Annotated in this window: 13 protein-coding genes; all 13 read right to left on the reverse strand. The window is 61.2% G+C overall.

Going from position 1 to position 25,756, the window contains the following annotated elements; genetic code table 11:
• Window positions 1-95: 95 nt before the first annotated feature.
• Window positions 96-1,880: a DUF2300 domain-containing protein gene (locus PQR27_RS30995; protein WP_408527381.1), complete on the reverse strand. Its 1,785-nt coding sequence runs from the start codon at window positions 1,878-1,880 to the stop codon at window positions 96-98.
• Window positions 1,881-1,891: 11 nt separating this feature from the next.
• Window positions 1,892-6,697, reverse strand: coding sequence for an alpha-2-macroglobulin family protein (locus PQR27_RS31000; RefSeq protein ID WP_408527382.1), 4,806 nt, complete (start codon window positions 6,695-6,697; stop codon window positions 1,892-1,894).
• Complete coding sequence (locus tag PQR27_RS31005) at window positions 6,694-7,395, reverse strand: DUF1175 domain-containing protein (protein WP_408528360.1); 702 nt, start codon at window positions 7,393-7,395, stop codon at window positions 6,694-6,696. The genes PQR27_RS31000 and PQR27_RS31005 overlap by 4 nt, the downstream gene beginning before the upstream one ends.
• A 144-nt stretch (window positions 7,396-7,539) precedes the next feature.
• Window positions 7,540-9,324: a DUF2138 domain-containing protein gene (locus tag PQR27_RS31010; protein WP_408527383.1), complete on the reverse strand. Its 1,785-nt coding sequence runs from the start codon at window positions 9,322-9,324 to the stop codon at window positions 7,540-7,542.
• Between the two features lie 372 nt (window positions 9,325-9,696).
• Window positions 9,697-10,893, reverse strand: coding sequence for an aminotransferase-like domain-containing protein (locus PQR27_RS31015; RefSeq protein ID WP_408527384.1), 1,197 nt, complete (start codon window positions 10,891-10,893; stop codon window positions 9,697-9,699).
• Window positions 10,894-11,052: 159 nt separating this feature from the next.
• Complete coding sequence (locus tag PQR27_RS31020; protein ID WP_408527385.1) at window positions 11,053-12,225, reverse strand: NAD(P)/FAD-dependent oxidoreductase; 1,173 nt, start codon at window positions 12,223-12,225, stop codon at window positions 11,053-11,055.
• 134 nt (window positions 12,226-12,359) lie between these two features.
• Window positions 12,360-13,859 (reverse strand): L-piperidine-6-carboxylate dehydrogenase, encoded by a 1,500-nt coding sequence (gene amaB / locus PQR27_RS31025; protein WP_408527386.1) that lies wholly within the window; start codon window positions 13,857-13,859, stop codon window positions 12,360-12,362.
• A gap of 279 nt (window positions 13,860-14,138) precedes the next feature.
• A complete protein-coding gene (gene tssM, locus PQR27_RS31030) occupies window positions 14,139-18,155 on the reverse strand; it encodes a type VI secretion system membrane subunit TssM (protein WP_408527388.1) in 4,017 nt (1,338 codons plus the stop codon).
• A 30-nt stretch (window positions 18,156-18,185) separates the two neighbouring features.
• The gene (gene tssL, locus PQR27_RS31035) at window positions 18,186-19,439 is read right to left on the reverse strand and encodes a type VI secretion system protein TssL, long form (protein WP_408527389.1); all 1,254 of its coding nucleotides are present in this window, start codon (window positions 19,437-19,439) and stop codon (window positions 18,186-18,188) included.
• 222 nt (window positions 19,440-19,661) lie between these two features.
• Window positions 19,662-20,393, reverse strand: coding sequence for a hypothetical protein (locus PQR27_RS31040; protein WP_408527390.1), 732 nt, complete (start codon window positions 20,391-20,393; stop codon window positions 19,662-19,664).
• A 2-nt stretch (window positions 20,394-20,395) separates the two neighbouring features.
• On the reverse strand, window positions 20,396-22,708 hold the full coding sequence (locus tag PQR27_RS31045) for a hypothetical protein (RefSeq protein ID WP_408527391.1): 2,313 nt from the start codon (window positions 22,706-22,708) through the stop codon (window positions 20,396-20,398).
• Window positions 22,709-22,916: 208 nt separating this feature from the next.
• The gene (locus tag PQR27_RS31050) at window positions 22,917-23,339 is read right to left on the reverse strand and encodes a hypothetical protein (RefSeq protein ID WP_408527392.1); all 423 of its coding nucleotides are present in this window, start codon (window positions 23,337-23,339) and stop codon (window positions 22,917-22,919) included.
• Between the two features lie 8 nt (window positions 23,340-23,347).
• Entirely contained in the window at window positions 23,348-25,621 is a 2,274-nt protein-coding gene (locus PQR27_RS31055; protein WP_408527393.1) for a hydroxyethylthiazole kinase, read from the reverse strand.
• Window positions 25,622-25,756: the final 135 nt, after the last annotated feature.

The following is a 25,756-nucleotide window of genomic DNA, read 5'->3' on the forward strand; positions in this document are numbered from 1 at the left end:
CACGGCCAACGCTACCTCGGGCGCCGCGCGAGCACGATCGCGCCGCACGGCAAGCGGCAGGCGCAACAGGGCAGATCGCGAACGCGGCGCGTATTTCATTGGATCGGGTTGTCGGTACGAATCAACGTACGCGCCGTGCGTTCGACAAACGCCTCATCGACACCACGCGGATGATGCTGGAACGCGAGGTGAACATATTCATGCGCCAGCGCAATGCGGTCCTCTTCAGTTTGCAGGCGATACACATACACGCGATTGCGCTGTGCATCAGCATACGGACGCCCTTCGCGCACCGCGCAGACGGCCGGCACGTCCGGCGTCTCGTAACCCGCAGCGCCGTCCATGCGCCGCGCCCACAACGGCACGTTGCGTTGCAGCCATTCCTGGGCGCCCGCCACCGCGATGCAGTCGCCGGACAATGGACTTGCGAACGACGTCAGCGTGGCTTGCGGCCAGGTGCGCGCGAGGATGGCGTCGAAAGTGAGACCGTTTTGCGCAAAGGCCTTCGCGGCGAGCCAGCTCATCTGGCCCGGCTTGGCCTTGTCGTGGTGATACTGCACGGGCACGCCCGTCAGCACCAGCGAGTCGGTCAGATCGGCCGCCCGGCGTGCCGCTGCGGTAGGCGCGCGCGGCAGGACGCGCTGCGTGCTGCTGCTGTCGTCGATACGCAGGCAGCCGTGATCGTGATTGCCGTGCTGCGTGACATACGTACGCGCCGCCACGGCCAACGCCTTCGCCGCTTCCGGTTGACTTGTGTCGCCTTCACGCTCGACCACCCGTGCGACGTAATCATTCATGCCAAAGCGGCCGATCAGTTGCGGCGCGCCGGCGGCGTCGCGATCGAGCCGCAGTTCGCCGCGGCTTTCCACGCGCGCCCAGTTGCCATTGATGAACCCGATACGGAATTTGCCACGCAACGGACCGTCCGGCACCGCCGCCGAGCCTGTGTCGCCCAGCACCTGACGAATCGGATAGCGGGCGAAAAAGTCGACCAGCACGCATGCGCCGTCGTCCGGCACGGCGACCTGCGTAAGCAACGGCGCGACGCGCGGCGCGGCGGCTGCCAGCACACGGGCGCTACCGCCGGGTCCGCCCAGCCAGACCGGCGTGCCGTCGGCCAGCCAGCCAGCCGCGCCGCCGATCGACGCACCGGGCCGCGCCGGGTCCGGCATCGTCCACGTCTTGGCGCGCAGCACGCTGCCATAGAGCGACACCGTGCCCTCGCCGCGTCCGCTCGTCAGCACCGACACCAAAGTGTTCGCTGCGGCTTCGCGCGGCCGCGTAGGCATCGTCTGCAAGGCCACGAGCAACTCGGTCACCGGCACGCGCCGCGCCGGGGTCATCGCGTGGAGGTCGCGCAGCCAGCCGGGCGCGTGCGCCGCGGTCCAATATTTGCGCCAGTCAGCGGGATCGAGTTGCAGACGCGCGGGTTCGAAAAAGCGGCCACACGATTGCACCAGCGCGTGTTCGCGGTCGACATGGCCGCCCGTCATGCAGCAATACACTTCCTCGGGATCGCCGCCGCTGCATGTGTAATCCGGCGTGGCGATATTGCGATCCACCAGATATCCGTAGACGAACAGCTTCCACACGCTGCCAAGCGGCGTATCCAGCGTCGCCGGCAACGGCCGCGCGGCGGCTGCGGAAAACGCGTCCACAGTACCGCCGGCATCGACTTGCCAGAGCTGCGCCTGTCCATCTCGCAACCATGCAAAGCGCAGCGGCTGCGCCGACTTCGCGCTCGGCAATCCGGCCGCTGAAAACGGCACCGCCGCCTGCACGGCAGCACCGTTGAACGCACACGCCGCCCCCACGGCGAGCGCGATCCGCAGCGCAGCTGCCAGACGATCGCGCACGGGCCGAAGAAGAGCGGCATACATGGCGGTCTCGCTTACTCGATACGCAAGGTCGTCATGCGATCGCTCTTGCCGCCTTCGAACGCCTTCGCGTCCGGCTGATACATGCGGAAGTAGCGGGCGGGCGGCAGCGCAAACGTACCTGGCAACGCGAAGCGCACCAGTTGCCGCAACGCCACCGGCCGGTCGAGCAAAGGCACCGGCTGGTGATAAGCCAACTCGCCCATCTCATACGACGCTACGCGCTGGAATGGCTGCGGACCGCTTGCACCATCCTTCGCCCCCGGCAAACCGTCGATCGCCACGCCCCAGCTGGTCGCCTCGACATCGCCGCCCGGCGGCAGCGGCACATCGAGCAGACCGTAGTGGTAGGCATTGCCCGAGCGCGGCGTAAGCGTGACTTCGTCGACGTAAAGCGCGTTGCTGTCGATCGCGTCGCCCTGCTTGACGAGGCGCGCGGTGAACGCCGAACGTCCCAACTGGCTTTCAGCGTCGCCCTTCTTCGGATCGGCCTTCACTTCGAGCAGCTCGAGCTTGTAGAAACGGCGCTCGACCGTGATGTTCAGGCGGCTGTCCTCGCTCGTATGACTGCGGAACGACACCAGCGCGTTCACGTCCGTGCGCGCCGCGCCTGCATCGAGCGTGATGGGCAATCCCTCAAGGGGACTTGCTCCGGGGCGAGCAGCGCCGGTCCACTTCCAGAGCGGCGTGCCGGTCAGTGTCGCGGCTTGTGTCCAACCCGGCCCCTGCAGCGACGGCAGCGCGGTCGCCGCCACGTCGCCACCGAGCGCCTTGCGCAGCCACAACAACGTCAGTGCGCGGTCGAGCGTTGGATAGTCCGCGCTGCTTTTGGCGAGCAACGCCGATGCGTCGACAGCCGCGCCGCCATCCGAACCCGTCATGTACAACAGGCTTTGCACGAGCGGCGCCGGATCGTTGGCCAAGGCGGTGCGCGCGGCGCTGGCCGCTGCGTCGAAGCCATCCGGCAACTGCGCGTTGACACCACGCGCCATCGCCGCGATCAGCAGCGTCGTCATCTGTTTGCCGCGCGGCGTATCGGCTTGCGCGAACACGATGCTGTCCGACGCCCCGTACGTGGCACTGTGCGCCGCCGTCTTGCCCGACGCCGCCGCATCGCTCAGCAGGTCCGCCGCGACACCCGACACCGGCGTCGCGACCGGCAAGCCCATCTGCTGCATGAGCCACAGCGCCAGCGCGCGATGCAGCAACGGCTCTTTCGCTCCCGCGTCGCGATACACGTCCATGGCGTGTTGCCAGTTGTCCGCCGGCAGCGAAATGCCGAGACTGCGGCTCGCGAGCCAATCCGCGTAGTACGCGTAAGCGGTCATCAGCGAACTGCCGCCCGTCGTATCGCCCCACCAGCCGAAGGTGCCGCCGACGCCCGCCAGCATCGCCAGCCGCTGCCGCTGATTGCGCAGCAAGGCCTCGAGCCCTTGCGCCGAACTGGCGTTGCCGCCCTGGCCGATTGCGTCGTGCGCGAGCGCAAGCGGAATCAGGCGGCTCGAAGTCTGTTCGGCGCAACCGTACGGATAGTTGATCAGATCATCGGCGACGCGGGCGAATTCGCTCGCCGCACTGCCGACGAAGCGCACGCTCACGTCCTGCGCGTCTTGCGGCAGATTGAGCGGTTTGTTCGAGCCGTCGAGCGCGACGGTGGTCTGATGCAGATCGAGCCAGCCGCTTGCGTCGAGCCTGATGGTGGTCTGCAAACGATCCACATCCTGCCCCGCGCGACGCAGCGTGGCGTTGATCACACCGGCCTTCAGCGCGCCGGTCGGCAAACGCAGATAATTGGCGCCGCGCTTGAGCGTGACCTTCTGATTCAACGACACACCACCGCCATCGACCACCCATTGCGCGTCCATGTCCGCGTCGGTCTGATTGAAAGCAATCATGTCGACGGCCGGCTGATCGTTGACGCGGAAATGCGACGGTCCACTCCACTTCAGATACAAGGCCTTGTCTGAGCGCACGTACGCGGTGCGCTGACCCACCATGCCGTCTGCCGCTGCCGCGCGCACGGTGATGCGCCAGCGTGCCAGCGAATCCGGCATCCTGAACGTCATGGTCGCGTGGCCGTTGGCGTCAGTCTTGAGGTTGCCTTCCCATGCGGCGGTGTCCTGATCGTCGCGGCGCGGCCGTTCGAGCACCTTCACACCACGCTCGTTGTAGTTCGCGCGTTGTGGGCCACCCGGCGCGCCCTTCAACGGCGAGCGCGCGAGATCGTACGTGATGAACGAGAGACTCGACGACGTGCGCACGTTGTTACGCCGCGGGTGATAGAAAAAGTCGACGATGTTCGGCGCAATTTCCGGCTGCAACACGTACACCATTTCATCGACCACGCTCACCGTCAGATTCGCTGCCTCCGGCTTGCCGTTGAGCGTGCTGTCGAAATTCAGCGTGACGGTATCGCCCGGGCCGTAGACCGGCTTGTCGCTTTTCACGTTCAGCTCGATCTGCGGCTGCGCGACCACGATGCCCGCGTTCTGGAACACGTATTCGCCGGCATGCACGTACAGCACCGAGAACGTCATATTCGGCGCGAAGTCTTCGCCGACCTTGATGCGCGCCTTCCATTGCGACGGCGCCACGCGTTGCAGTTGCAGCCAGTCGCCGCCCGCGCTCAGCAAGGTGCGGCGCTCGAGTTTGTCACGCTCGAGCGTCAGCAGCGCGTCGTCGACCGGCAGGGGGAAAGTGATCAGCGCTTCGGCGGTATCGCCGATCCGGTACTTGTCGCGATCGAACACGATTTCGACGCTGCCAGGAATCGCCTTCACGCCATCGCCCGCGACCCAATGGCTCGTGGCAGCGAGCAGATTGCCCGTGTCGTCCTTGACCGACAGCATGTACGAACCCGGTTCGTCGAACTGCACCGGGAACGACAGTTTGCCGCCAGCCGCCGCCTTCAAAGCGCCTTCGCCGTGCGTCCGCGATTCGAGGCGCGTCCATTCCCACCTGGCCGGTGCGCGCGCGGCAGGGTCGAGCGTGCCGAGCGCCTGCAGATCGAAATTGACCGACTCCTTCGGTTGCGAGAAAGACCTGACCGCCGCCAGGCGGTATGGCGTCGCGCCGCGCGCGATCAGCACTTCACGCGTGACCCGCACCTTATACGCCGCGCCGTCCTGCGCGAACAGGGTCAGCGCATAACGGCTCGGTTCTTTCGCGGCAGGCAGCGTGAGGTTCGCGTTGCCGTCGCTATCGGTCTTGAGTTCCTGCTGCTCCAGCTTGACCGGGAACAGCCCTGCATAACGCAACTCGCCATCGACGATCGTCACTTTTTGCGCGCGCAGCGTGACGGATATTTTGCTGTCGCGCACCGGCTTGCCGTCCGGATAGCGCAACTGGATCTTGCCCTTCAGCGGTTCGCCGGTTGCGTAGTCGGCCTTATCCATCGACAGGTTCACGTCGAAATGCGGTTTCACATATTCGGCGACGCGAAATGCACTGCCGTACACATCGCCGTTGTAGCCGAAGCGCAGCGTGTAGCCGCCGGCGGTGGCGCCGGCAGGCAGCGTAAACGCCGTGTCCGCGCCCGTGTCGGATGCGAAATGCACCTTGCTGGTTGCGACCGGTGCGCCGTTCGGATCAAGCACGTCGAGCTTGATATCGGCATCGGCCGGCGCGGACGATTGCGTCGCGTTCTGAAAGGTGCGGCCGATAAATTTCACATGCACCGCGTCCCCTGGACGGTACATCGGGCGATCCGTGACCGCATAAATCTTGGTGTTGTAGATCTCGCTGTCGTAATAGAAATTCTCCGAAACGAACACGCCGCCTTGCGGATCGGTACCCAGCACATAGCTGCGTTCCGGGCTCACGTGTTGCAGCACGAGCGTGCCGTCGCTGCCGGTCGTGCCGCTTTGCAGCACGCCAACGCCGTCGGTCCAGTTCACGTCGCTATTGCCGACCGGTTTGCCGTTGTCGCGCCGCGTGGTCCATACCAGCATGCCGCTCGACGCCGCCTTCACGACCGCCACCGTGTCCGACACGAACAGCAGCGTATGCGCGCGATAGTTGCCGATTACCGCCTCGACGATATACAGGCCCGGCGGCAGCTTGCCGACCGGAATCATCACGTTGCCGGAACTCGCCTCGATGAAATTACTGCTGCTGCCTTCGAGTTTCACACCCTTGGGCGGCTCGATCACCTTCGCGTCCCAGATCGGATAGCGAAAGCGCGCGACCATGTCGTAACCCTTGAGCGGCGCGAACTGCGAGTTCGGTTGAAACTGCGTCTGCTTGCCGGTCTGCTCGCCGAGTCTGAATTGCGGCGCGGCTTCGGTCGCCCTGCTGCGCGTGGCGAACGACAGCACGCGCTGCCACGCGCGGCGCGCTTCGGTGAACCAGCGGTCCCATAGATAGGCCAGCGTATTCGCCAGCCCTTCGCCCTGATAGTTCGGCGCGACATTCAACCGATGCAGATTCTTCTGCGCCTTCAGGAAATCGAGCGGTTTCGGCACGCGATACACGACGATGTCCGCACCGCCATAAGCCTGCAATGCATCCTTGAATTCACGGCCGGGCGCTTCGAGCCGCACTTGCGCCAGTTGATCGCTGCTGAAACTCGCATCCGAAAGCAGGAAGAACGGCTGGCCATCGACCTTCTGCGAATCGAAGTTGCTCGCGGGCGCGGTTTGCAGCGTCGGATTCGCGGCGATGCTGCTATCCGCTGCGGTACTCGATGCCTCGTCGTCGGCATGGGCAGGCGCGATCGCCAGCGTCATCGCCGCGAACAGCGTCGCCACCGTGAGCGCCGCGCGCCGACGCATGTTGCCCAACCAGCCGTTCGACGTGGTGACAGAGTTCATTCGGGTCATGGTGTCAAAAAGTCCAAACGAAACACGCCAACGAAATTCGGATTGCCGTCGAGCGGTTGCCAGCGGGAGTCTTTCCATTGCATCAGGTCGGAGACGGCCACAGCACGCAGACCGGTGTCGGTCGGCGTAACGGTGCCGGTGTGATAAGCGATGTAGCGATCCAGCCAGATCATCAGATGCTGGTCGTCGCCCTGGTCGAAGAACAGCAGGTCGCCGGGCAGCGCCTGATTGACGTCCTTCGAGACGAAACGGCTGTTGCGCTGGATCAGCGCGATCGCGGAGGCATAGGCGCCAGTGGAGCCGTCGAGCTGAGTCCAGCGATTCGATAGCGTGCGCTGCGAAGCGGACAGTTGCAATTCGGGCGGCATGCTGCTGGTGTCCGTGAGGCTTGTCATGCCATTGGCGCGCAGCCATTTGCTGTCGTGCGGCTTGAGCGTTTCGCCGACGGCAAAGCGCACGAGGCCCGCGCAATCGCGTTGCGTCCAGCGCGGCGTCGGGCCGCGCCGCATCTGCTGGTCGACGATCCGTACGAACCATGCGCGAAACGCCGCCGATTGCTGGGGCGAGAGCGCATCGGGATCGGGCGATGCGGTGGTGCTGGTCAATGCGCATGCGTACTTTGCATACGGTAGGAGACTGGCTATGACGAACGCTGAGGCTGTGCGCGCGAGCCAGGTGCGGCGTGCGGCGACTGGCATGTCACACGAACGGGCGACCACGCGCGCGGTGGGCGCGACATGCGCGCTGATGGCTGCACGGACGACAGGTACACGCTCACGCGCGTGCGCCTGCACGTGCGGACCGATCGCGTGCGTCACGCTTGGGGCGCGAAGGCGGCGCACCTAGTTGCCCTCGGTGCCAGGCTGATCCGCGGGTGGTGCGACGCCACCGGTATCTGAACCCGCCCCCGTCCTGGCGCGGTCGAACCACCACTCGACCGGCACCCAGCCCGTCGACCCCGGCAAGTTCTGCGGCAACGTCAACGAAACTGGCGGGTAATGGGCGAGCGCATGCAGCTTCGGCACGAGGTGAGTGCGCGATGCATTACGGAACACGGATTCCTGATCGGCCGGCAGCGCGGCGCCAGCCTCACGCTCGATGAGCGCAGCCGCCGACGAAGGCGTCAGTGTCAGAATCGTGCGCGGCAGACGTTGCGGTGCGAGCGTGTCGGCCAGTGCCGGATAGCGCTTGTCGAGCACCGCAAGCGTGTCGTCGACCAGACGTGCATCGGGCGAGAAGATCAGATAGCCGTGCGCCAGTGCGAGCGTCACCGGGAAATAGCGCTCCGCCGAGAGTTGCGACGCAAACGACGCCTTGCTCGACAACGCGGTACCTGCCCGCGCGCTGACCGGACGTTGCCACACGGTGACGTCCGCACTCCTTTGCTGGGTGGTGACGGGCAGACGGCGATAACTTGCGTCGGCGTCGCCGGTTTGGGCGGCCTTCGCCTCATAGGCACCGATCACATTACCGAAGGTCTTGCCGAGCGCGGTCTTCAGCGCGGCGATGCTCGCCGCGTCCTGCGCCTTCACGCGCGCGACGAATACCGGCGCAATCAGCGTGGATTTCGCATACCAGCAAACGGCCGCGGGACCGGCGAGTTGATCGCCGATGGCAGTGGCGCTGTCCGCGCCGGCATCCGCCACCTTCCCCAGCAGCCTCGACGCTTCCTGCCAGTCCGCGGGCAAGCTCGCGCACGCGGCCGGATTGGCCGGCAACGCGCGCCATAAGTCCGCGCTATTCCACTGCTGCGGCAACTTGCCCGGCTGGATCAGCGCCGAGGTTTGCCAGCTTGCCGCGCCATTTGCGTTCGGCGAAAAATCGAATCGCAATGCGTCGATGCCGGAGAAAAACGCCTGATAGCCAAACGACAAATAATTGGCCGACACCACGAGGCGGTGTCCCTTCGGCGCACCGCCCGGCGCGTCCAACCGATAGGCATGGGCGGCATCGTCACGTCCCGATGAGAGCATGCCGGCGATCGCATCGGCCCGCTCGCTCAGCAAACCGCCCTTCGCGTCGAGTAGCACGCCGGGTGCGGACAGCACGACCAGCCGGTCATCTTTAGTGGCGAACAGGAGCGTGCGGCCGACCGCCAGCTTCAACGCGTAGACCGGCACGTCGCCGGAGAGCTTTGCGACCTGGCTCAACTGCGCGTCGCTCGCGGCGACGTTACCGAAGCCTTGCAGCAGTTTCGCGAGGCCATTGCGGCGCATGGACATCACCCAGTAGCCAAGGCGCCCGTCCGGCGAGTGCCACAACAGCACGTGGGCGGGTTCGTCGAATACTCGGCGGATCAGTTCGTCGCGCCAATCGAGTTGATGTTCAAACGCGAGACGCCGCAGCGCGCCCTCGGTGGAGAGCCGCGTGTTATCCGATTCGTAATAGTCGACGAAGTCTTGCGTCAACACGTCGTGCAACAGCGGCACGCGCAATATGTCGCGTGGCAAACGCGAGAGCGCTTCGCTGTCGATCACCGCATCCGGGTGATGAATATCGAGCACGATTTCGCCGGTGTCGGCCGCCTTGCGATGCGCAAACGGACGCCATACCGCCTGAATGACCACGCCGGCCACGACCAGAAGACCGACTACCAGGATTGCAATCTTTTTACGCGACATCTTCATCTGATTTGTTCTGGTTCGATGCAACGGTATTAACGTTGATGTCCGCGGAATTAACTCGCCGGAATCGCTCTCCAAAGGCAGCAGCGATGATACATGAGATTTTTAACCTAACGCCGGAGTCTGGCCGTATTTAACAGTTAGCCATGTTCAGGTATTTGACAGCGCAACCACCGCGCGTATTGCGATGCTGAAGGAGTAACCGCTTCTGCCTGAAATCGTGAATTGAGTTAATCGGTATGCGTTGCGCGTGAGTCGCATAAAAGCCGTCACGGTTAATCAGGCGCATAAAAAACCCGGCTGAGCTGCGTCGCTCGCCGGGTTATTTGAAGTATTGCGATTACTACTTTGTGACTAATGATGCGTGAGTCCGCGTCAGAAAAGTTCGAGCGCCTGCTTCATTCTCCGCACGCCGCTTTCGATATCGGCCACGCCGGGCGCCGCGAATGACAGGCGCAGTGCCGCCCGATCGATATTGTCTTTATAGAATGCGACACCCGGCACGAACATAACATTGCGTTCGATACAGGCGCGCAGATAATCCGAGGCATCCTGCCCGCCTGTCAGTCGCGCCCATACGAACATGCCGCCGGCGGGCCGATGAAATTCGATAGCGTCGCGCAAATGTGTATCGAGCGCGTCACACAGCGTGCCGCACTTTAGCGCGTAGGCTTCGATAATCCGCGGCAGATGACGCTCCAGCGCGCCGCTCGCGAGGTATTCGGCGGCAATCGCGTGCGTCCACGGCGAACTGCACAGATCGACGGTCTGCTTTGCCACCACGCAGCGGCGCAGGATCTCCGCGTGCGCGACCATCCAGCCGACCCGCAAACCGGGCGCGACGATCTTCGAGAGACTCGAAAAATGCACGACCCAGTCGCGCGAACCCGGCACCTGCTCGCTCAATGCGAGCAACGACGGCAGCGCCGCGCCGCTGAAGCGCAGGTCGCCGTAGGGGTCGTCTTCGACGATCAGAAAGTGGTGACGTGCCGCGAGTTTCAACAATGCCGTGCGCCGTTCGAGCGACAAAGTCGCGCCGGTTGGATTGGCGAACGTCGGCACGGTGTACAGCATTCTGGGCGGCTTTTTTAGCGTGCCCGTTTCGAGCAAAGTGGCGAGCGCGGCGACGTCGAGTCCGTCCCGATCGACCGGCACCGTCACCACCTCGGCCTGTTGCAGCTTGAGCGCCTGCAAGGTTGCCGGATAAGCGGGTTGTTCGACCAGCACGACGTCGCCCGGAGCGACCATCACGCGCAGCAGCAGATCGAAGCCTTGCTGCGAACCGGTCGTCACCAGTAATTCCTGCGCCGTGCACGACGTGCCGCGGCGTGTCATCATTTGCGCGAGTTGGTCTTTGAGGATGGCGAGACCGTCGGTCGGGCCATATTGGAGGCACAACGCGGGCTGCTGCGACGCACGCGACGCAGCGGCGTCGAGCCCTTCGAGGTCGAACAGATCGCTGGCCGGATAACCGCCAGCGAACGAAATCATGCCGGGCTGCGCCAGATACTTGAACAGTTCGCGGATCGGCGAACCGGTTGGCGCTTCGAATGCGGGATTGAACGTGAACATGGTGACGGGCCGCTTATGTGTCGATGGCTGACGAGAGAGGATCGGCGTCGATTGTGGCCATCGTCCGGGCGAGCGGCAAACGATATCTCCGCACTACGTATTGCGTTTTCCGCATCACCTGTATCCCCCCTATCACGCGCATTGCGCGGCGCGACCGGCCTACACCACGTTCTTCTCCACGATCGGCCGGTTTTCGAGCACACGGGTAAAGTCCAGCGAGCTGAGATCGAGCGTCGCATAGCGCCCTTGCAGGATCAGTTCGCTGACGCCGCGGCCGGTTGCCGGGCCTTGCTGCAAACCATGCCCGCTAAACCCGTTGGCGAAAATGCAGTTATCGACATCCGGGTGATAACCGATGATCGCGTTCTGGTCGAGCACGTTGTACTCGTAGTAGCCGGACCAGCAGTTCTGCACGCGCAGCGCTTCGAATTGCGGTACCCGATGCGCGAGCGTCGGCCAGATCACGTCGTCGAATAGCGCGTGATCGACCTCGTCGAGCGGTAAATCGTCGGGATCGTTGTCCGCTGACGGCGACGTGCCGCAGATAAACGATTGGCCTTCCGGGCGGAAATACACGCCGCTCGGGTCGATCAGTAATGGACAGTGCTCAAGCCGTGCTGGCGACGTGACATTGAAAATACTGCGGCGACGCGCAAACACCGGAATGTCGATGCCGATCATTTGCGCGACCTTGCGTGACCACGCGCCCGCGGCGTTCACGACCACGTCGCAGGCGTAGGTCTCGCCGTTCGCGGTCTGCACTTGCGTGATGCGCTTGCCGTCGCGCTGCAGGGCCGTGACGTCGTCGGCCACATAACGCGCGCCGAGCGCCTGCGCCTTCTTGCGCAGCGCCTGCACGAGCCCATAGCCGTCGAACCAGCCCTCACCGCTTTCGCCATAGGCGCCGGCGACGAGGTCATCCGTATTGAGCCAGGGAAAGCGCGCTTGCAAAGCAGCTTTGTCGAGCAAACTGATATCCGCGCCGAGACTTCTTTGCAGCGCGTGATTCTCGCGCAGCGTCGCCTCGCCGGCGGGCGTCGCGAGAAAGAGATAGCCGCCTTCGTGCAGATCGATCGACGGTTTGGCGCCGTCGATATTGAGCCGCTCGCCAATCGAGCGCAGAAACTCAATGCCGAACAGCGACATCTGAATGGAAAGCGGGGTGGAGAATTGCTGGCGAATAGAGGCCGCCGATAACGCCGACGACGAGCGCGCATAAGTCGGATCACGCTCGATCACGGTGACGCTGACCGTCGGGTCCGAGGCCCGCAGAAAATACGCAATCGAGCTGCCGATCACCCCACCGCCGACGATCACGACTTTGGAACTCACGTCTTACTCCACGAGTAGCGTGGCCGCCTTGAAACGGCGGGCGGCGCAAATGGATTGCTGAAGAAATTGTGTACGAGCAGCGGCGCGCGAATGCGCCGCTGCGTTGCTGCTCGATGCTCGATGTCCGAACGCGATCAGCCGATATTGAAGTCGATACCCTGTGCGAGCGGCAACGCCGACGAATAGTTGACCGTGTTGGTTGCGCGGCGCATGTACGCCTTCCAGGCATCCGAGCCCGACTCGCGGCCACCACCGGTTTCCTTCTCGCCGCCGAACGCGCCGCCGATTTCGGCGCCGCTCGGTCCAATGTTCACGTTGGCAATACCGCAATCGCTGCCCGAATCGGACAGGAAGCGTTCCGCTTCGCGCAGGTCGGTTGTGAATACGCATGACGACAGACCGTGAACCGCGGCATTGTTCGCCGCGACCGCATCCGCGAAATCCGAGTAGCGCAACACGTACAGAATCGGCGCGAAGGTTTCCTTCAGCACGATCGAGGTTTGCGACGGCATTTCGACGAGCGCCGGACGCACGTAATGGCCGCCTTCATAGCCCTTCACCTCGACGCGTTCGCCGCCGAACACCTTGCCGCCTTCAGCCGTAGCCTGTTGCAGCGCTTCCTGCATGCGGCCATACGATTGCTTGTCGATCAGCGGCCCCATCAGCGTGCCCTTTTCAAGCGGGTTGCCGATCGGCACCTTGCTGTACAGTTGCTTCAGACGCTCGATGGTTTTGTCGTAGACGCTTTCGTGCACGAACAGACGCCGCAGCGACGTGCAACGCTGGCCTGCCGTGCCCACCGCCGAGAACAGGATGCCGCGCATCGCGAGTTCATGATCCGCGGTTTGCGTGACGATTCCGGCGTTATTGCCGCCGAGCTCGAGCAGCGAGCGGCCGAAGCGCTTCGCCACTTCCACGCCGACCGTGCGCCCCATTTCGGTGCTGCCCGTCGCGCTGACGATCGACGCGCGTGGGTCGGCCACCAGCTTCGCGCCCACCTCGCGGCCGCCGTTGATCAACGCGGTCAGGCCAGCCGGTGCGTCGCCGAATTCCTGCAGTGCCTCCTTGAGAATCTGATTGACGGCAAGTGCGGTCAACGGCGTCTTTTCCGACGGCTTCCAGATCACCGCGTTGCCGCACACCAGCGCGAGCGCCGCATTCCACGACCACACAGCCGCCGGGAAGTTAAACGCCGAGATCACAAGGCAGGTGCCCATGGGATGCCAGGTTTCCGCCATCCGGTGTCCCGGGCGCTCGGAAGCGATCGTCAGACCGTACAGCTGGCGCGACAGACCGACCGCGAAGTCGCAGATGTCGATCATTTCCTGCACCTCGCCCATGCCTTCCTGGAGGATCTTGCCGGTTTCGAGCGTGATGATGCTGCCAAGCGCCTGCTTCTTTTCACGCAGACGGTTGCCGAGCAGGCGGACCAGCTCGCCGCGGCGCGGCGCCGGAACGTTGCGCCATGCCGTGTAAGCCTCTTGCGCCCTGGCGAGGGCCGCGTCGACTTCCGCCACCGTATTGCTGGCCACGCGGCCGATGAGTTCGCCGGTAATGGGCGAATGAACCGCGATGTCACCGGCTTGCGCCGCTTGGGCGATGCCGAGGTCGGCGAGGATGGTCGAAGCGTCCATGAGAATCCCTTTAATTTCCAATACGAAACAAGAGTAAGTTCGGAAACTATACACGCGGGTTTTTGCGACGGCAAGCGGATTTGCCCGGAGTCGGGTACGAAACGGCGCGGGTAGGCTTGCTGTGCTTGACGTACACACGCAGAGACTGACGCGCGCCGCACCAGCGTGCGCGCTCATGCTGGCGCCTGAGGCGAGCGCGATCGCCAACACATTCGTTTCTTATTGGAAACCCTCGCGTTCAGGCTCCCCGCCACGCGCCGGGCGCGCTGGCCGGCGCCACTAGTTTCTGGCGCTCACCGGCGGCAACCCCGGTGGCAGCCCTGGCGGCGGCCCGGTGTCGGGCAGTGTCAGCGTGGCCATGGAACTCGGGCACCGGAACGATTTCAGCACACTGCTCGTCAGCGGATTGGCGACGCTGCCCGTACTCGCGATGTCCAGCACGGCTTTGCGTCCGTCCAGTTCAAACTCGGCGTGCGTGCGCCCGCGGATCGCTGTTTCCAGTACGCGACTCTTTTGTAGCAGCCGTAGCAACGCCCATGGACCATCCGCCGCGATTGTCGACGTGTCAGGCCGGATACGCGGCGCCGCCGTGATCTCTGCATGCACGCCGCCACGCGGACCGGGCCAACTCACCTGAAACGGCGCCACCGGTCCGTGCTGATACAAAATGCTCTGCCCGTCGATATCGAGCATCAGGCTGGTGATCATCGGGTCCAGTTCGGCGATCCGGATCTCCGCCTTCCACGCCAGTTGCTTCTGGCCGGGCTCGCCAAAGAACACTTCGCGGATCGCCTTCCCCTGCTCGAACGGCGCGAGGTCGGGTCCCTGCACTGGCTCGGTTGCGCCCGCCAACGTCCGGTAGCGCCACGGCTTGGCAGACGTATCGACAAACGGCGCAAGCGTCTTCGCGAAGAAGTCGTCGAGTACCCCGCCCTGCGCGAAGACACGCGTAAAGTCGTCGATGCTGACATCCCGCTCGCTGTCCGGCGCAAACGGATAGCGGCCTTCCACCGTCAACCGGCACGCATCGCCAACCACCACCTGAATCTGACGCGACAACAACTGGCCGATGCCCCGATTCACCTCGCGCGAACCCTGCACCGCAAGGTTTTGCAGCACTTCGCGAAACGGCGCGGGCATAGTGTTCGCCGTCATCTTCAGTTTCGCAGCCGTGTCGCTCGTCGGCGGCAAGCTATTGTTGGCCAGAGCGTTGTCCGCAACGGTCAACGCAGTGTAGTAATCGTTCAGCAAACTGGCGACGCCGTCGAGGCCGGTTCTGCCAGCTTGTGTTTGCGCCGGCTGCGAGACCATGGGTCCATCGGCGCTGCCGGTCACGACCTCGCGCAACGGTGCAAAGTGATGATCAACAAGCTCACGCTCGATGCGCTCCTCCGCGCGTATGCCGAGCGCGCTGTCCGGCTTGTTCAGTTGACCGGCAGCTTTCTGCAGGAACGACGCGTCCGGCGCGGCGGCCCTCTGGGTCAGCGTTGTCTCATGAACGGCCGCGCGTGCAAGGCGCGAGAGCGGCGAATCAGGTGCCGCGAAACTGCGCAGTACCTGCAGGTTGAATGCGAGGCTCGTGCCCGCGATCGTGCGAATATCGCCGAGAAACGCATCCCACTGCTGCGCGTACTCGTTCAGATACTGCCGACGGATGGCTTCCGTTAGCGGGTCATCCGCCGTCACCGTGGCGCTCACGATTTCAGCCGTTTTTTTTTGAACCTCGTTCTGCCTGTCGCCCAACACCGAACGGCCCATCACCCAGGTGTCGTCATGACGCGCGGCCTCGACGAATTCCAGCAAGCGCTTATCGAACAGACTCCGATAGCCGTCGAAGGTAAAGATGCCGGGGACGCCACGCGAGAGCGGCGCTCCGCTTGCTCGTGTAAATACAGTGCCAGCCTGCGGCCCGACCGCGCGAAGCAGCGTGAATTCGTCCGGCGCCTCGTTCTGCATAGCCGCCTTCGCTCGCTCATAAAGACGCTGTGTCGCGTCGCTCGAATCGAGGAACGCGCGGCCCTGCTGAATCAATGTGTCGTTGCGTACGAACGGCGACTGCACCGCCCGCGCGCCGGAAAAGAGTTGCTGCACGTGCTCGATCATCGAAGCTCGTCCGCCAAACACCGCCGCGCTGTCCGTGCGGGCCCAATCGTCGAGTACCCATGCTTTCACGTCGGCGGCGTTGTACTTCGCCTTGTCATGGAGCATCAGATAGACGCGCAATGCGTCGTAGGCCGTCTTCGTGTCTCTGTCCGCGATAGCTTGCGATAACACGGCTTCCATGCGCCTCACGATCTGCGGCACAAGAAGATTGTCTCCTAGGGCGTCGTAGGTGCGGCGGCTTTCGGCGGAGACGTCTGGCGCAGCATACAGACCGAAACGGTAGCCGCTATCCGGCTTGGCCAGGTCAAGGCCCGGATAACTCGCCAGATAATGCGCGTCGGTCAACGTGTCGGGCACGGCCACTGGATTCGGCGCCCTGTATAGCTGTACCACCTTCGCTGAGAGCGCCTCGGCTTTGTGTCCGATCGCGTCGAGGTAGGCACGATTGTGGCCGAAGCTGATCCAGATGCCACTCGCGAGCCATGCAAAAATCAGCAGGGCCAGTGCATGCCCGACAACGCGCAGCAGCCGGAAGCGGAATTCCCAGCGCAGATTCGGGCGGACCAGATCCGCTTCCGCGAACACGAGTCTGGTGAGGAGATCATGCAGGAAGTAGCTCTGGTTGCTGCCTGGCTGCAACGCACGTTTCCTTAGCGGATGTCCAAGCGACGCAGCTAGCCGCTGAGCGACTGTGTTCCGTTCGGCCACCACTTCCTCACCCGATTGCGTCGCGCTCGTGAAATACACACCACGTAGCGTCGCGTACGACTGCGTTCCGTCGTAGCGGGAATCCGCGAACACATTGTCGATCAGCTCGCCAAGTGGTTGTGTCAGCGCGCCGAACTCTTCGCTGAGCGCCGCGAGTTTCCGACGCCGCTCCGCATCGTATTCGTCCTGCAGACGGGTGTTGACGCCGTCTGCGAGACGCGCGACGAGCAGTTCCATTTCGGCCTTGCTGCGCGCGCGAATACTCTCTTTAACGGCCGTCTCGCGGCCACAGGGCAATGTGAAGCCCCAGACTTGAGCACGGCCCTCGGCGGTCAGTGAGCCGAAGTACTCCGCAAAGCCGCTTAGTCGATCCGTCTTCGTAATGAGCAGATAAACTGGGAAGCGAATACCCAATGCCTGCCGCAGATCCGCGAGCCTCGCGCGCAAAGCTGCAGCCTCCGCGAGGCGAGCGTTGGCGTCCGTGCTTGCCAGTGCGGTCAGATCGACCGTCAGCAACGCGCCGTTGACCGGTGCGCGGGGACGATGGGCGCGCAACAGACCCAGAAAACCGAGCCATTCGGCTTCGTCGCTGGCGATGCGCTGCTTTGCGGGGTCGGTATGGATGGCCGTTTCGACGGCGGTGGCGTCGGCCTGATTCTCTGCGGCTCTGCTGTCTTTGTCTTTACTCGCAGACGCAACCGGCTTGTCCGGCAAAAGATCATGCGACGACGTGCCGTGGCGCGTGTAATGTCCTGCCGTGTCGATCAGCACCGCGTCGTTCGTCAGCCACCAGTCGACATGCCGGGTGCTGTCCGTCAAACCCTGTGCCGCACGCTGCATCTGGTCAGCCATGGGCAACGCGAGTCCCGCGCGCAACAACGCGCTCGTCTTGCCCGATGATGTCGAACCGAGCGTGATGTACCACGGCAACTCATACAGATAGCGCTTGCCCTGGAACAGTCGGCCGAGTCCGCGCGCGCCGGTACGCATTGCCTTGAGGTGCGCGAGCGCTCTGGTGACGTTCGCATTGACTTCCTTCAACGGGGCCGCTGCCGGCGACGCCTCTTTTTTACCGCCAAAATCGAGCACGCTTCTCAGGAACTGTTCGTCGCAGCGCATCTTCTGCCAGAGCCGCAATAGCCCGTACGCTATAAACACGACGAGCACGACGGCGATCGTCATTGCTCGCGCCGATACGGTCTCAAACGGCGCAGCATGCCCAAAACTCAGTAGCGGCGCGGCGTACCAGATCAGGAGACAAAGGAGCGCCACGAACACAGCGAGCGTCGACAAACCCGCGAGCCACAACAGCATGCCGGCAAGCAGAAGCGCGATGACCAGCACGCGCATGCTGGTGCCTGCTAGCGGCTTCAGTCCACCGAACGCCACCAACGGCCCAACGAACCAGACCGCCAAAGAGACGACCACGAGTAGGACGACAGCGAGAAACTGGCGCGTGACCAGAAACGACAGGAACTTTTTCATTCTTCAATCCTGATTTGACTGGCGGTGCGTCTACTGCACGACCGTAATTTCGACGCGACGGTTTTTCGCGCGTCCTCGCAGCGTGTTGTTGTCGCCGAGCGGATCCGCCTGGCCTTTACCGATCGCTTCGAGACGGTGAGCGGGGACGCCGGCTGTCTGCAGCAACTGCATCACCTGTGCGGCGCGCTCTTCGGACAGGGCCTGGTTCGATGCGAACTGGCGGCTTTTGATCGGTGCGTTGTCGGTATAGCCAGCGATCGTGACCTTGCCTGGCACCCGGGCAATAGCAGTGGCAATTTTCTCGACGAGCGAGGTCATGGCCGGATTGATGGCAACTTTGCCGGCGGGAAACATATCGTCGCCACGGAAAATCACTGAACTGTGATGCGCGGTTTCGTCGACGGTGACCGTGCCGGAAGTGATCTCGTCCTTGAGCAATTCCCTAAGATGCATGGATGGCGGCGCTGCGGGAGGCGTCATGCGACCGATGTTCCCAATCGTGCTCTGCACTTCGGCGCTTTGCTTCACCAGTCCATACTTGAAGTAGCCGAAGAGGCCGAGCAGGATGATCGATAACGTCGCGATAGTGATCCAGACCGGGAATTCATGAAACGAGTGTCGCCTGCGCTGCGCGCTGGTTTGCCAATGCGGCGACAGCGCTACCGCGACGGGACCGCGTTGGGCCGTGATTTCTGCGTAGAGACGCTGGCGCACGGTTTCGTGCTTGCGGCGGCCGTCCGCTTCGAATCGGTAACGTCCCTCGAAGCCCAAGCTCAGAATGCGATAGATGACTTCAAGCAATTCGATATGTTCGTGCGGTTCGGTCATCAGTCGGCCGATCAGCAGATAGACTTTGTCGCCTCCCTGCCGGTCTTCATGGAATGCGGACGCGAGACCATTGGTGATCCACTCGACACCGCTCGCGCCGCCTTTTCCCCATGTCGTCTGCGTGGCGGCTTCGTCGAGCGCGGTGCAGAGACAATAGCGCGCACCGATGACGTGGTCGCGGCGAATGTTGGTTTGCTCGCAGAGTTTCTGGAAGACGCGTAGCTCCTGCTCCAGCAGCAGGCGCAGTTGGGCGATGGCGTCTGACTCGAGGTAGTCAGGTAGGTCGGTTAAGGCGCGGAGTAGTGGGCGGGCGGCTTCGAGGAGTGGGTTCTTTGCGGTGGTGATGGTGGTTAGGCGGGTCGCCGAATTTGCCGGGGGCGAGGGAATCGCGCGACGTTGAGTTGGCGGAATTCTGGCGTCGGCGGTCGCGACGGGGTCGTTCGTTGAGTTGTTCATTGGATCGCGGGCGTCATCCTGATGCGTTGAGGCTTCTCTTAAGTTTGTGGCTATTGAACGCGGGAAATCGCATGGCTATTGTTCGAGGTAAGCGGCACAGGGCGACGTTGGCGTAACTTCCCGACGCCACCTTGACACGCGACACAAATTGGCTGAGTACGATTGATGATCGTTGCACTTCACGGGCGCCGCCAGCCAAATCGAGAGCAGTGCAACCTTAAGTCACTGCTCATTGAACTGGATAGACCTGATCATCTCCATGAAAAGGTCGTAGCTCAAACCTTCCTTAAGATTCGTCGTTTTCTTTCTCAGCAGACATGCCCAAGGCATTTCCGCCGACATCCTGTCATTACCCAATACCAGATGGACGCAGCGATTTTTGACTGTATAGTTCGCACAACGCTTTTTTTCTTTAGCCTGCATTTTTGACTTGCCGTAGATTTCCTCAGCGACCCAACCGTGCCAGTTGGTTCCGTATATGGGCGTGATCTCTGTTTTCCTAAGATTTTTACATTCATTGCCGAAGCTGTACCTCGGAAGGAGTTCGACGCTGTCGCCGCTTTTAGCGAACGTCGTGTGATGTCCGTGGTCCGGCGTGACCCATTCGTCGATTCCGATGGGTTGAATTTCCATGCTTATGTATTTGCTTGCCCATGCGGGGTCGTCAGGATAAAACGCGTACCCCATACTCAAAGTTGCACCCTCGGTTTTAGCGTCTCCCACGCAACCCGGCCAGATCGCCCGGTCGAAAAAATCTATCAGCACGGGCACTCGAAGTGAGAGTCCACACCTTTCCATGTGCGCCTCCTCGGGCGGCGCTTTCATTATGGTGGCGGTACGCTTCTGAAGCACCGAGAAGGACTCGATTCCTGGTATTTCGGCGTACGCAAACGAGAGCGAAGCAATGGCGGCGGTAACCAGTGAGCAGAAACGCAGAATAGAACGCAATCTCATGATCAATTTTCCTGTTGTCTTACGAACGTCGGGGCACTCGGCATGTCCGGGGTGTCGCCGAGGATGAAGTACACGTACCGAAAGAGTTCCTGTCGCTCGGCTAGTCCCGTGCTGCCACCATTGACGGGAGTCGTGATGGCCGCGACGTTCGCATTGCCGATACCGACATCGGCACGACGATTGATGTTCATACCGCTTCGCAGCGCCCCTGAATCAGGCGATTGCATCACCTTGCTGACCCAGAAATACCCTGCGGAATCCGCCACTGCCGTTTCATCCGTAGACAGCTTTTGAGAGTTTGGGCCGCTGGTGAAGTCAGTTGCGCGGTAGCGTCCGTATTGATCGTAGCTATTCCTTCCAGTCAGGTGAATAAGTCCGCGACCGCGAAATCTGGAGCCGTCTCCGAGTTGTGTGTTTCCAAGACCATTTGCCTTGTGGAGAATTTCTCCCGGCCGTTGAGCCATATAAGTTTGACGGTCTCGTCCGCGCAGGAAATTCATTCTCTGCAACCAGGAATGCTTGTGATCGAAATCGTCAGCGGCCTCTTGTGGTGTCAGGACCTCGTACATCGTTCTGAAATAACGTTCTTCGCCGGCTTCCATGGTCGTGAAAAGGGCACCGGTCTCCTTATAAATTTGCGCTAAAAAGTGGGCCTGCCGCTGCCCGCTCGTGAATCCATACTTGGCCCACATTCGATTAATTGTTAAGAACATGTTTGCGGGCATCACTCCACGGTCATCACTGTTGCCACGTTTCCATCGTCGTTCCGACTCCGACCAGGAGATACTTCCACCCGCGTCGCCCGACGAACTACGCGGAAGCGTCTGCACCAACTCCCGCAGGTTTCGCCAGGCACATTTCCGGAAATTCTCCACAAATGCTTTCGGCGGAAAATGCCAGCACTTCCCGGCTGGCGGGAGGTCCGGATCGTGAATATCCTCCCAAAACGCCAGCGCCTCGATATGGGCTTTGAGGGCAAGGAAATCATCGTTCGAGAGAGGTACCGGCAATGCCACGCTCGATTGCCTCAGCCATCCCCAACGCGCATCGATAGTGCCCCCGGATTTCGACCATTCTGTCGGAAACCTGCAGATTGCTTTTGAAAGACGCTCGCGCATTTCCTGACTGTGCAACGCATGGCACATGGCCTGATGCGTCAATTGACCGCTCGCGCTCACGTCAAGCCAGCGACGCACGGTGGGTGAATTGCACTGACTGTCCAACGTCGCGTCATCGTTGATCAAACTCCAGCCCGCCCAGTGCGGAAAGTCCGCGTCGCTGTAGATCTTGATCGCCGTCGAATACAGATTTATCCAGCCCGTAGCATCGGATGTATCGATTTTTCTCCAGTGACCGAACCTGGCATTGACGGGGAACTTGTCTGACCTGACCTCCCGTCCAAAACGCAATATGCCGTAGATCGCGCTCGACGGCGGAATCACAGCATAGGCGCAACCGGCGGCGCTATTTAAAGCAATGTATTCCGCTCTTAATCGGTTGGCCTCCTGGTACATCTTATATTCGTATTCGGCACCTTCCTGGGTCCGTTCACCGACTTGGACATAGCGATTGTCACCTTGATCCAGAAACGTTGTGAGCGTGCAGTTTCCTTTGTCGTAGCGCATTCGTATCACGTACTCCTGGCTGGTACGTCTCGCCGTCTGCCGCGTAATGATCTGGCAGGGTGGCGAATCACTGTCGTCGATTCGATAAGGATGAGGTCGGTTGGGAAAGATGTTTTCACCCTTCGGCACCTTGAACCACACGTCGCCATAGATCGCGTCCGTGCGACCGGCAGGAGCAGTCAAATGTCCAGTCGTGCGCCCCACGAGCCTCATCAGGTTCGCCTCGTCGCACACAATCTCGAAGTGAAGCTGGCCACGCTGCCCATAGATCAAACCAGCAACGCCGAGCACGTCCTTGCGATAGACACGATTGCCAACTGCTGGCGCGGTGACCGTTTGCAGGTGCATGTAGATCGAAAAGAACGTGACCTTTGCGCTATTGCCTTCGCCTATTTCAGTCGTGTGCCTGATGACCACGCACCCGTCATCGGTGCGCACGCCGCGATAAGACAAGGCCGCCTTCTCGGTGAGATCCGTTTTACGTACGTAGACGACTGTGCCGTCAGCGATCGCACGCACTCGTTCGGCGTTCCCCTGTGCATCACGCGGCGCAATCAGATGTACTCCTCCATGCCAGCCCAGATTGAAGCTAACGGGATAGGCACCATTTCCAGGCGCACATTCCAGCATCCCGGCCGCGCATACGTCGTGATCCGGCGCGAATGTGTCTCCGGCATCGGCTGAATCCATTTCGTGTCCTGCGACGAGTGGCAAGAACGGTGGGCTGATAATCATTTTTCTTTCTTCTTCCTTTGATGCAGGTTGCCGGAGCGCGGGCAAAGAGCACGAATCAATATGCGCGCTCCCTTGCCCAGATGCGCGGCTATCGTCATGCTATTTCTCACTCACCACCCCGTCGCCCACTATTAAACAAATCGCGCACTTCGATCGACCCGACCTACCAATCGCAGCCAGCCTGCGGGGAAGGAGTGACATCTGGGTCCTGAATAAAATAGAATTTCTTTCGACTGGCATAATTTTTATATTCCATTGAATAAACATTCGCGCCTTGACTGAATATTTCATATTCACCTGAAATTTTATTTCCGGATACCTCAATCCATTTTTCCGTCAACTGATATGGCCGGCCACTCTCGACCATTTCCGCCTGACCTCCCGCGTACACCAAGGAAATTGGCGCTCCCGATTTTTCGTACCTGACATAAGCACCGGACCACTTCAAGACATTGTCGTAGTACTTTCTCATTTCGAGGCGAACAGGTTTTGCACCCCCCGAATTGAAGCAAAAATCATCTACCGTTACTTCGCAATGCACTGGTAGAGATATAAGCAAGAGCGCGCATATCAGCAAATTTTTCATAGAAAATCCTAAAAGGGTCGCTGCCGTTCGAGTGCCGCTTGAATCGTGTGTTGCGCTCTGTAAAATTTCTTCTTCGGATGAGGGGGCTGCCCGACCATGACAGCATGGCCTTGCGCGTCAAGAACCGCCTCCTTCTGACTATTCCTACGCCATTCGAATATGATCGCAACCGAATCTGTGTCGTCCGAATCGTCCAAGAGAATGACCTTCAAATAGGCCACGGATTGAAGACGAACTTCGAGTCCATTGAGATTTTCAATCGCCACGTATCCGTTTACATCCTTGCTTACGGTAACTGCGCTGTGGATATCGATGCCGGCATCCATATGCCCAAGCATTCCACCCCGACTTACCACATAAAAACACGCACTATCTACGCAATTGTAAGCGTCGTGGTTTCCATTATTATTCTTTGCGATAAGAATGTCGGGATTCCACCCCAGCTCCTGAAATTCAGCGGGCGGATTTTGCTCACGAAATCCTCTAAACAGTCCGTATGACTTGTAATTGCTAATGTGCGTCAGTTGAATCAGACCCCGCCCGTAGTACGGGCTATAAGCCATACGCTCCCCGCCAATTTCTTTCACATATTTCAAATTACCCGTCTCGGGGATAACATGGGAAAACAGATGCAATAACCTGATTCGATGCCCGGATAGCCCATAACGCCTCGCTCCAATATTAAATGCCGCGACCCACGCCCTGGCCCGAACCAAAGCCGTTTCCCAAGAAGTGCTTGCGCGATGGAACTGCGCTCCCTGCAAATGCATAAGCCGACGAGGAAAGCACTGAGCCATTTCTTCCCCGCTCAACCATCCGCACTTGCTAAAGTGCTCCACATACGCCTTCGGCGGAAAATGCCAACACGCATGCGCCTTAGGAAACTCATCCTCGTGAACATCCTCCCAGAACGCGAGCGCTTGAATATGCTCCTGTAGTAGCCCGAAATCCGACTCCGAAAGCGGCGTCGACAGCGCGTCATTGCGGCTCATCAGCCAACCCCAATGGTGACTAATCGCCTGTTCGTCTCTCGACCACTCGGCTGGAAAACGACAGATCGCCTTCGATAGCCGCCGCTGAGCCATCTGTGAGTGCAATGCGCTTACCGCCTCTGCATGCGAAACATCTCCGTCGTCATCCAGATCGAGCCAACGCTTGATAGAGGGCGAGTCGCACCGGCTATCTGACGTTGCGTTGTCATCGATCAGACTCCACCCCGCCCAATGCGGAAAGTCCGCATCGCTATAAAGGCCGACATCAGGCGCACGCAAGTTCACCCAGCCGGTGACCTCAGGTGTTTTTATCTTGCGCCAATGCCCAAACTTCGCATTGACTGGCATAGCGTCGGGACCGACAACACGTCCAAAACGCAAAATCTCGTAAATGACGCTTGGCGACGGCGCCGATGCATATGCGCAGCCAGCCGCCTGATTGAGTTCCAGGTACTTCCCATACAGACGCGTGGCTTCCTTGTACAGGCCATACTCATAGCCCTCACTAACAGGAGAGGATCCGACGTCGACGTAGCTTCCATCGTCCTGCTGCTGGAATGTGGTCGATGCGCAGTTGCCCCGCGCATAGCGCATACGGATTACGTATTCGACCGTAGTCGACGTCCCCGGCTGAGGTTGAATACCTGAGTAAGGACAAGGTGCCGGCCCCTGATCGTCTTCGCGGTTCGGATGCGGCTCGCGCGTGAATATCAGCGCACCTCGCGGCACCTTGAACCACACGTCGCCATAGATCGCGTCCGTGCGGCCGGCAGGAGCAGTCAAAAGTCCAGTCGCGCGCCCCACGAGCCTCATCAGGTTCGCCTCGTCGCACACGATCTCGAAGTGAATCTGGCCACGCTGTCCATAGATCAAGCCAGCAACGCCGAGCACGTCCTTACGATAGACATGCTTGCCAACCGCCGGCGCAGTGACCGTTTGCAGGTGCATGTAGATCGAAAAGAACGTGACCTTCGCGCTATTGCCTTCGCCTATTTCAGTCGTGTGCCTGATGACCACACACCCGTCGTCCGTGCGCACGCCGCGATAAGACAAGGCTGCCTTCTCGGTGAGGTCCGTTTTGCGTACATAGACGACTGTGCCGTCAGCGATCGCACGCACTCGCTCGGCGTTCCCCTGCGCATCACGTGGCGCAATCAGATGCACGCCCCCATGCCACCCCAGATTGAAGCTAACGGGATAGGCACCATTTCCAGGCGCACACTCCTGCATCCCTGCTGCGCATACGTCGTGAGCAGGCGCGACTGTGTCTCCGGCATCGGCTGAATCCATTTCGTGTCCTGCGACGGATGGCAAGAACGGTGGGCTGATAATCATTTTTCTTTCTTCTTCCTTTGATACAGGCTGCCATGGTTTGAATCAATGTGTGCACTCCATTGCCCGGATACGCGGCTACCGTCACGCTAT

It is taken from the genome of Paraburkholderia fungorum, from assembly GCF_046027215.1.
In the GTDB taxonomy this organism is placed as follows: Bacteria; Pseudomonadota; Gammaproteobacteria; order Burkholderiales; family Burkholderiaceae; genus Paraburkholderia; species Paraburkholderia fungorum_D.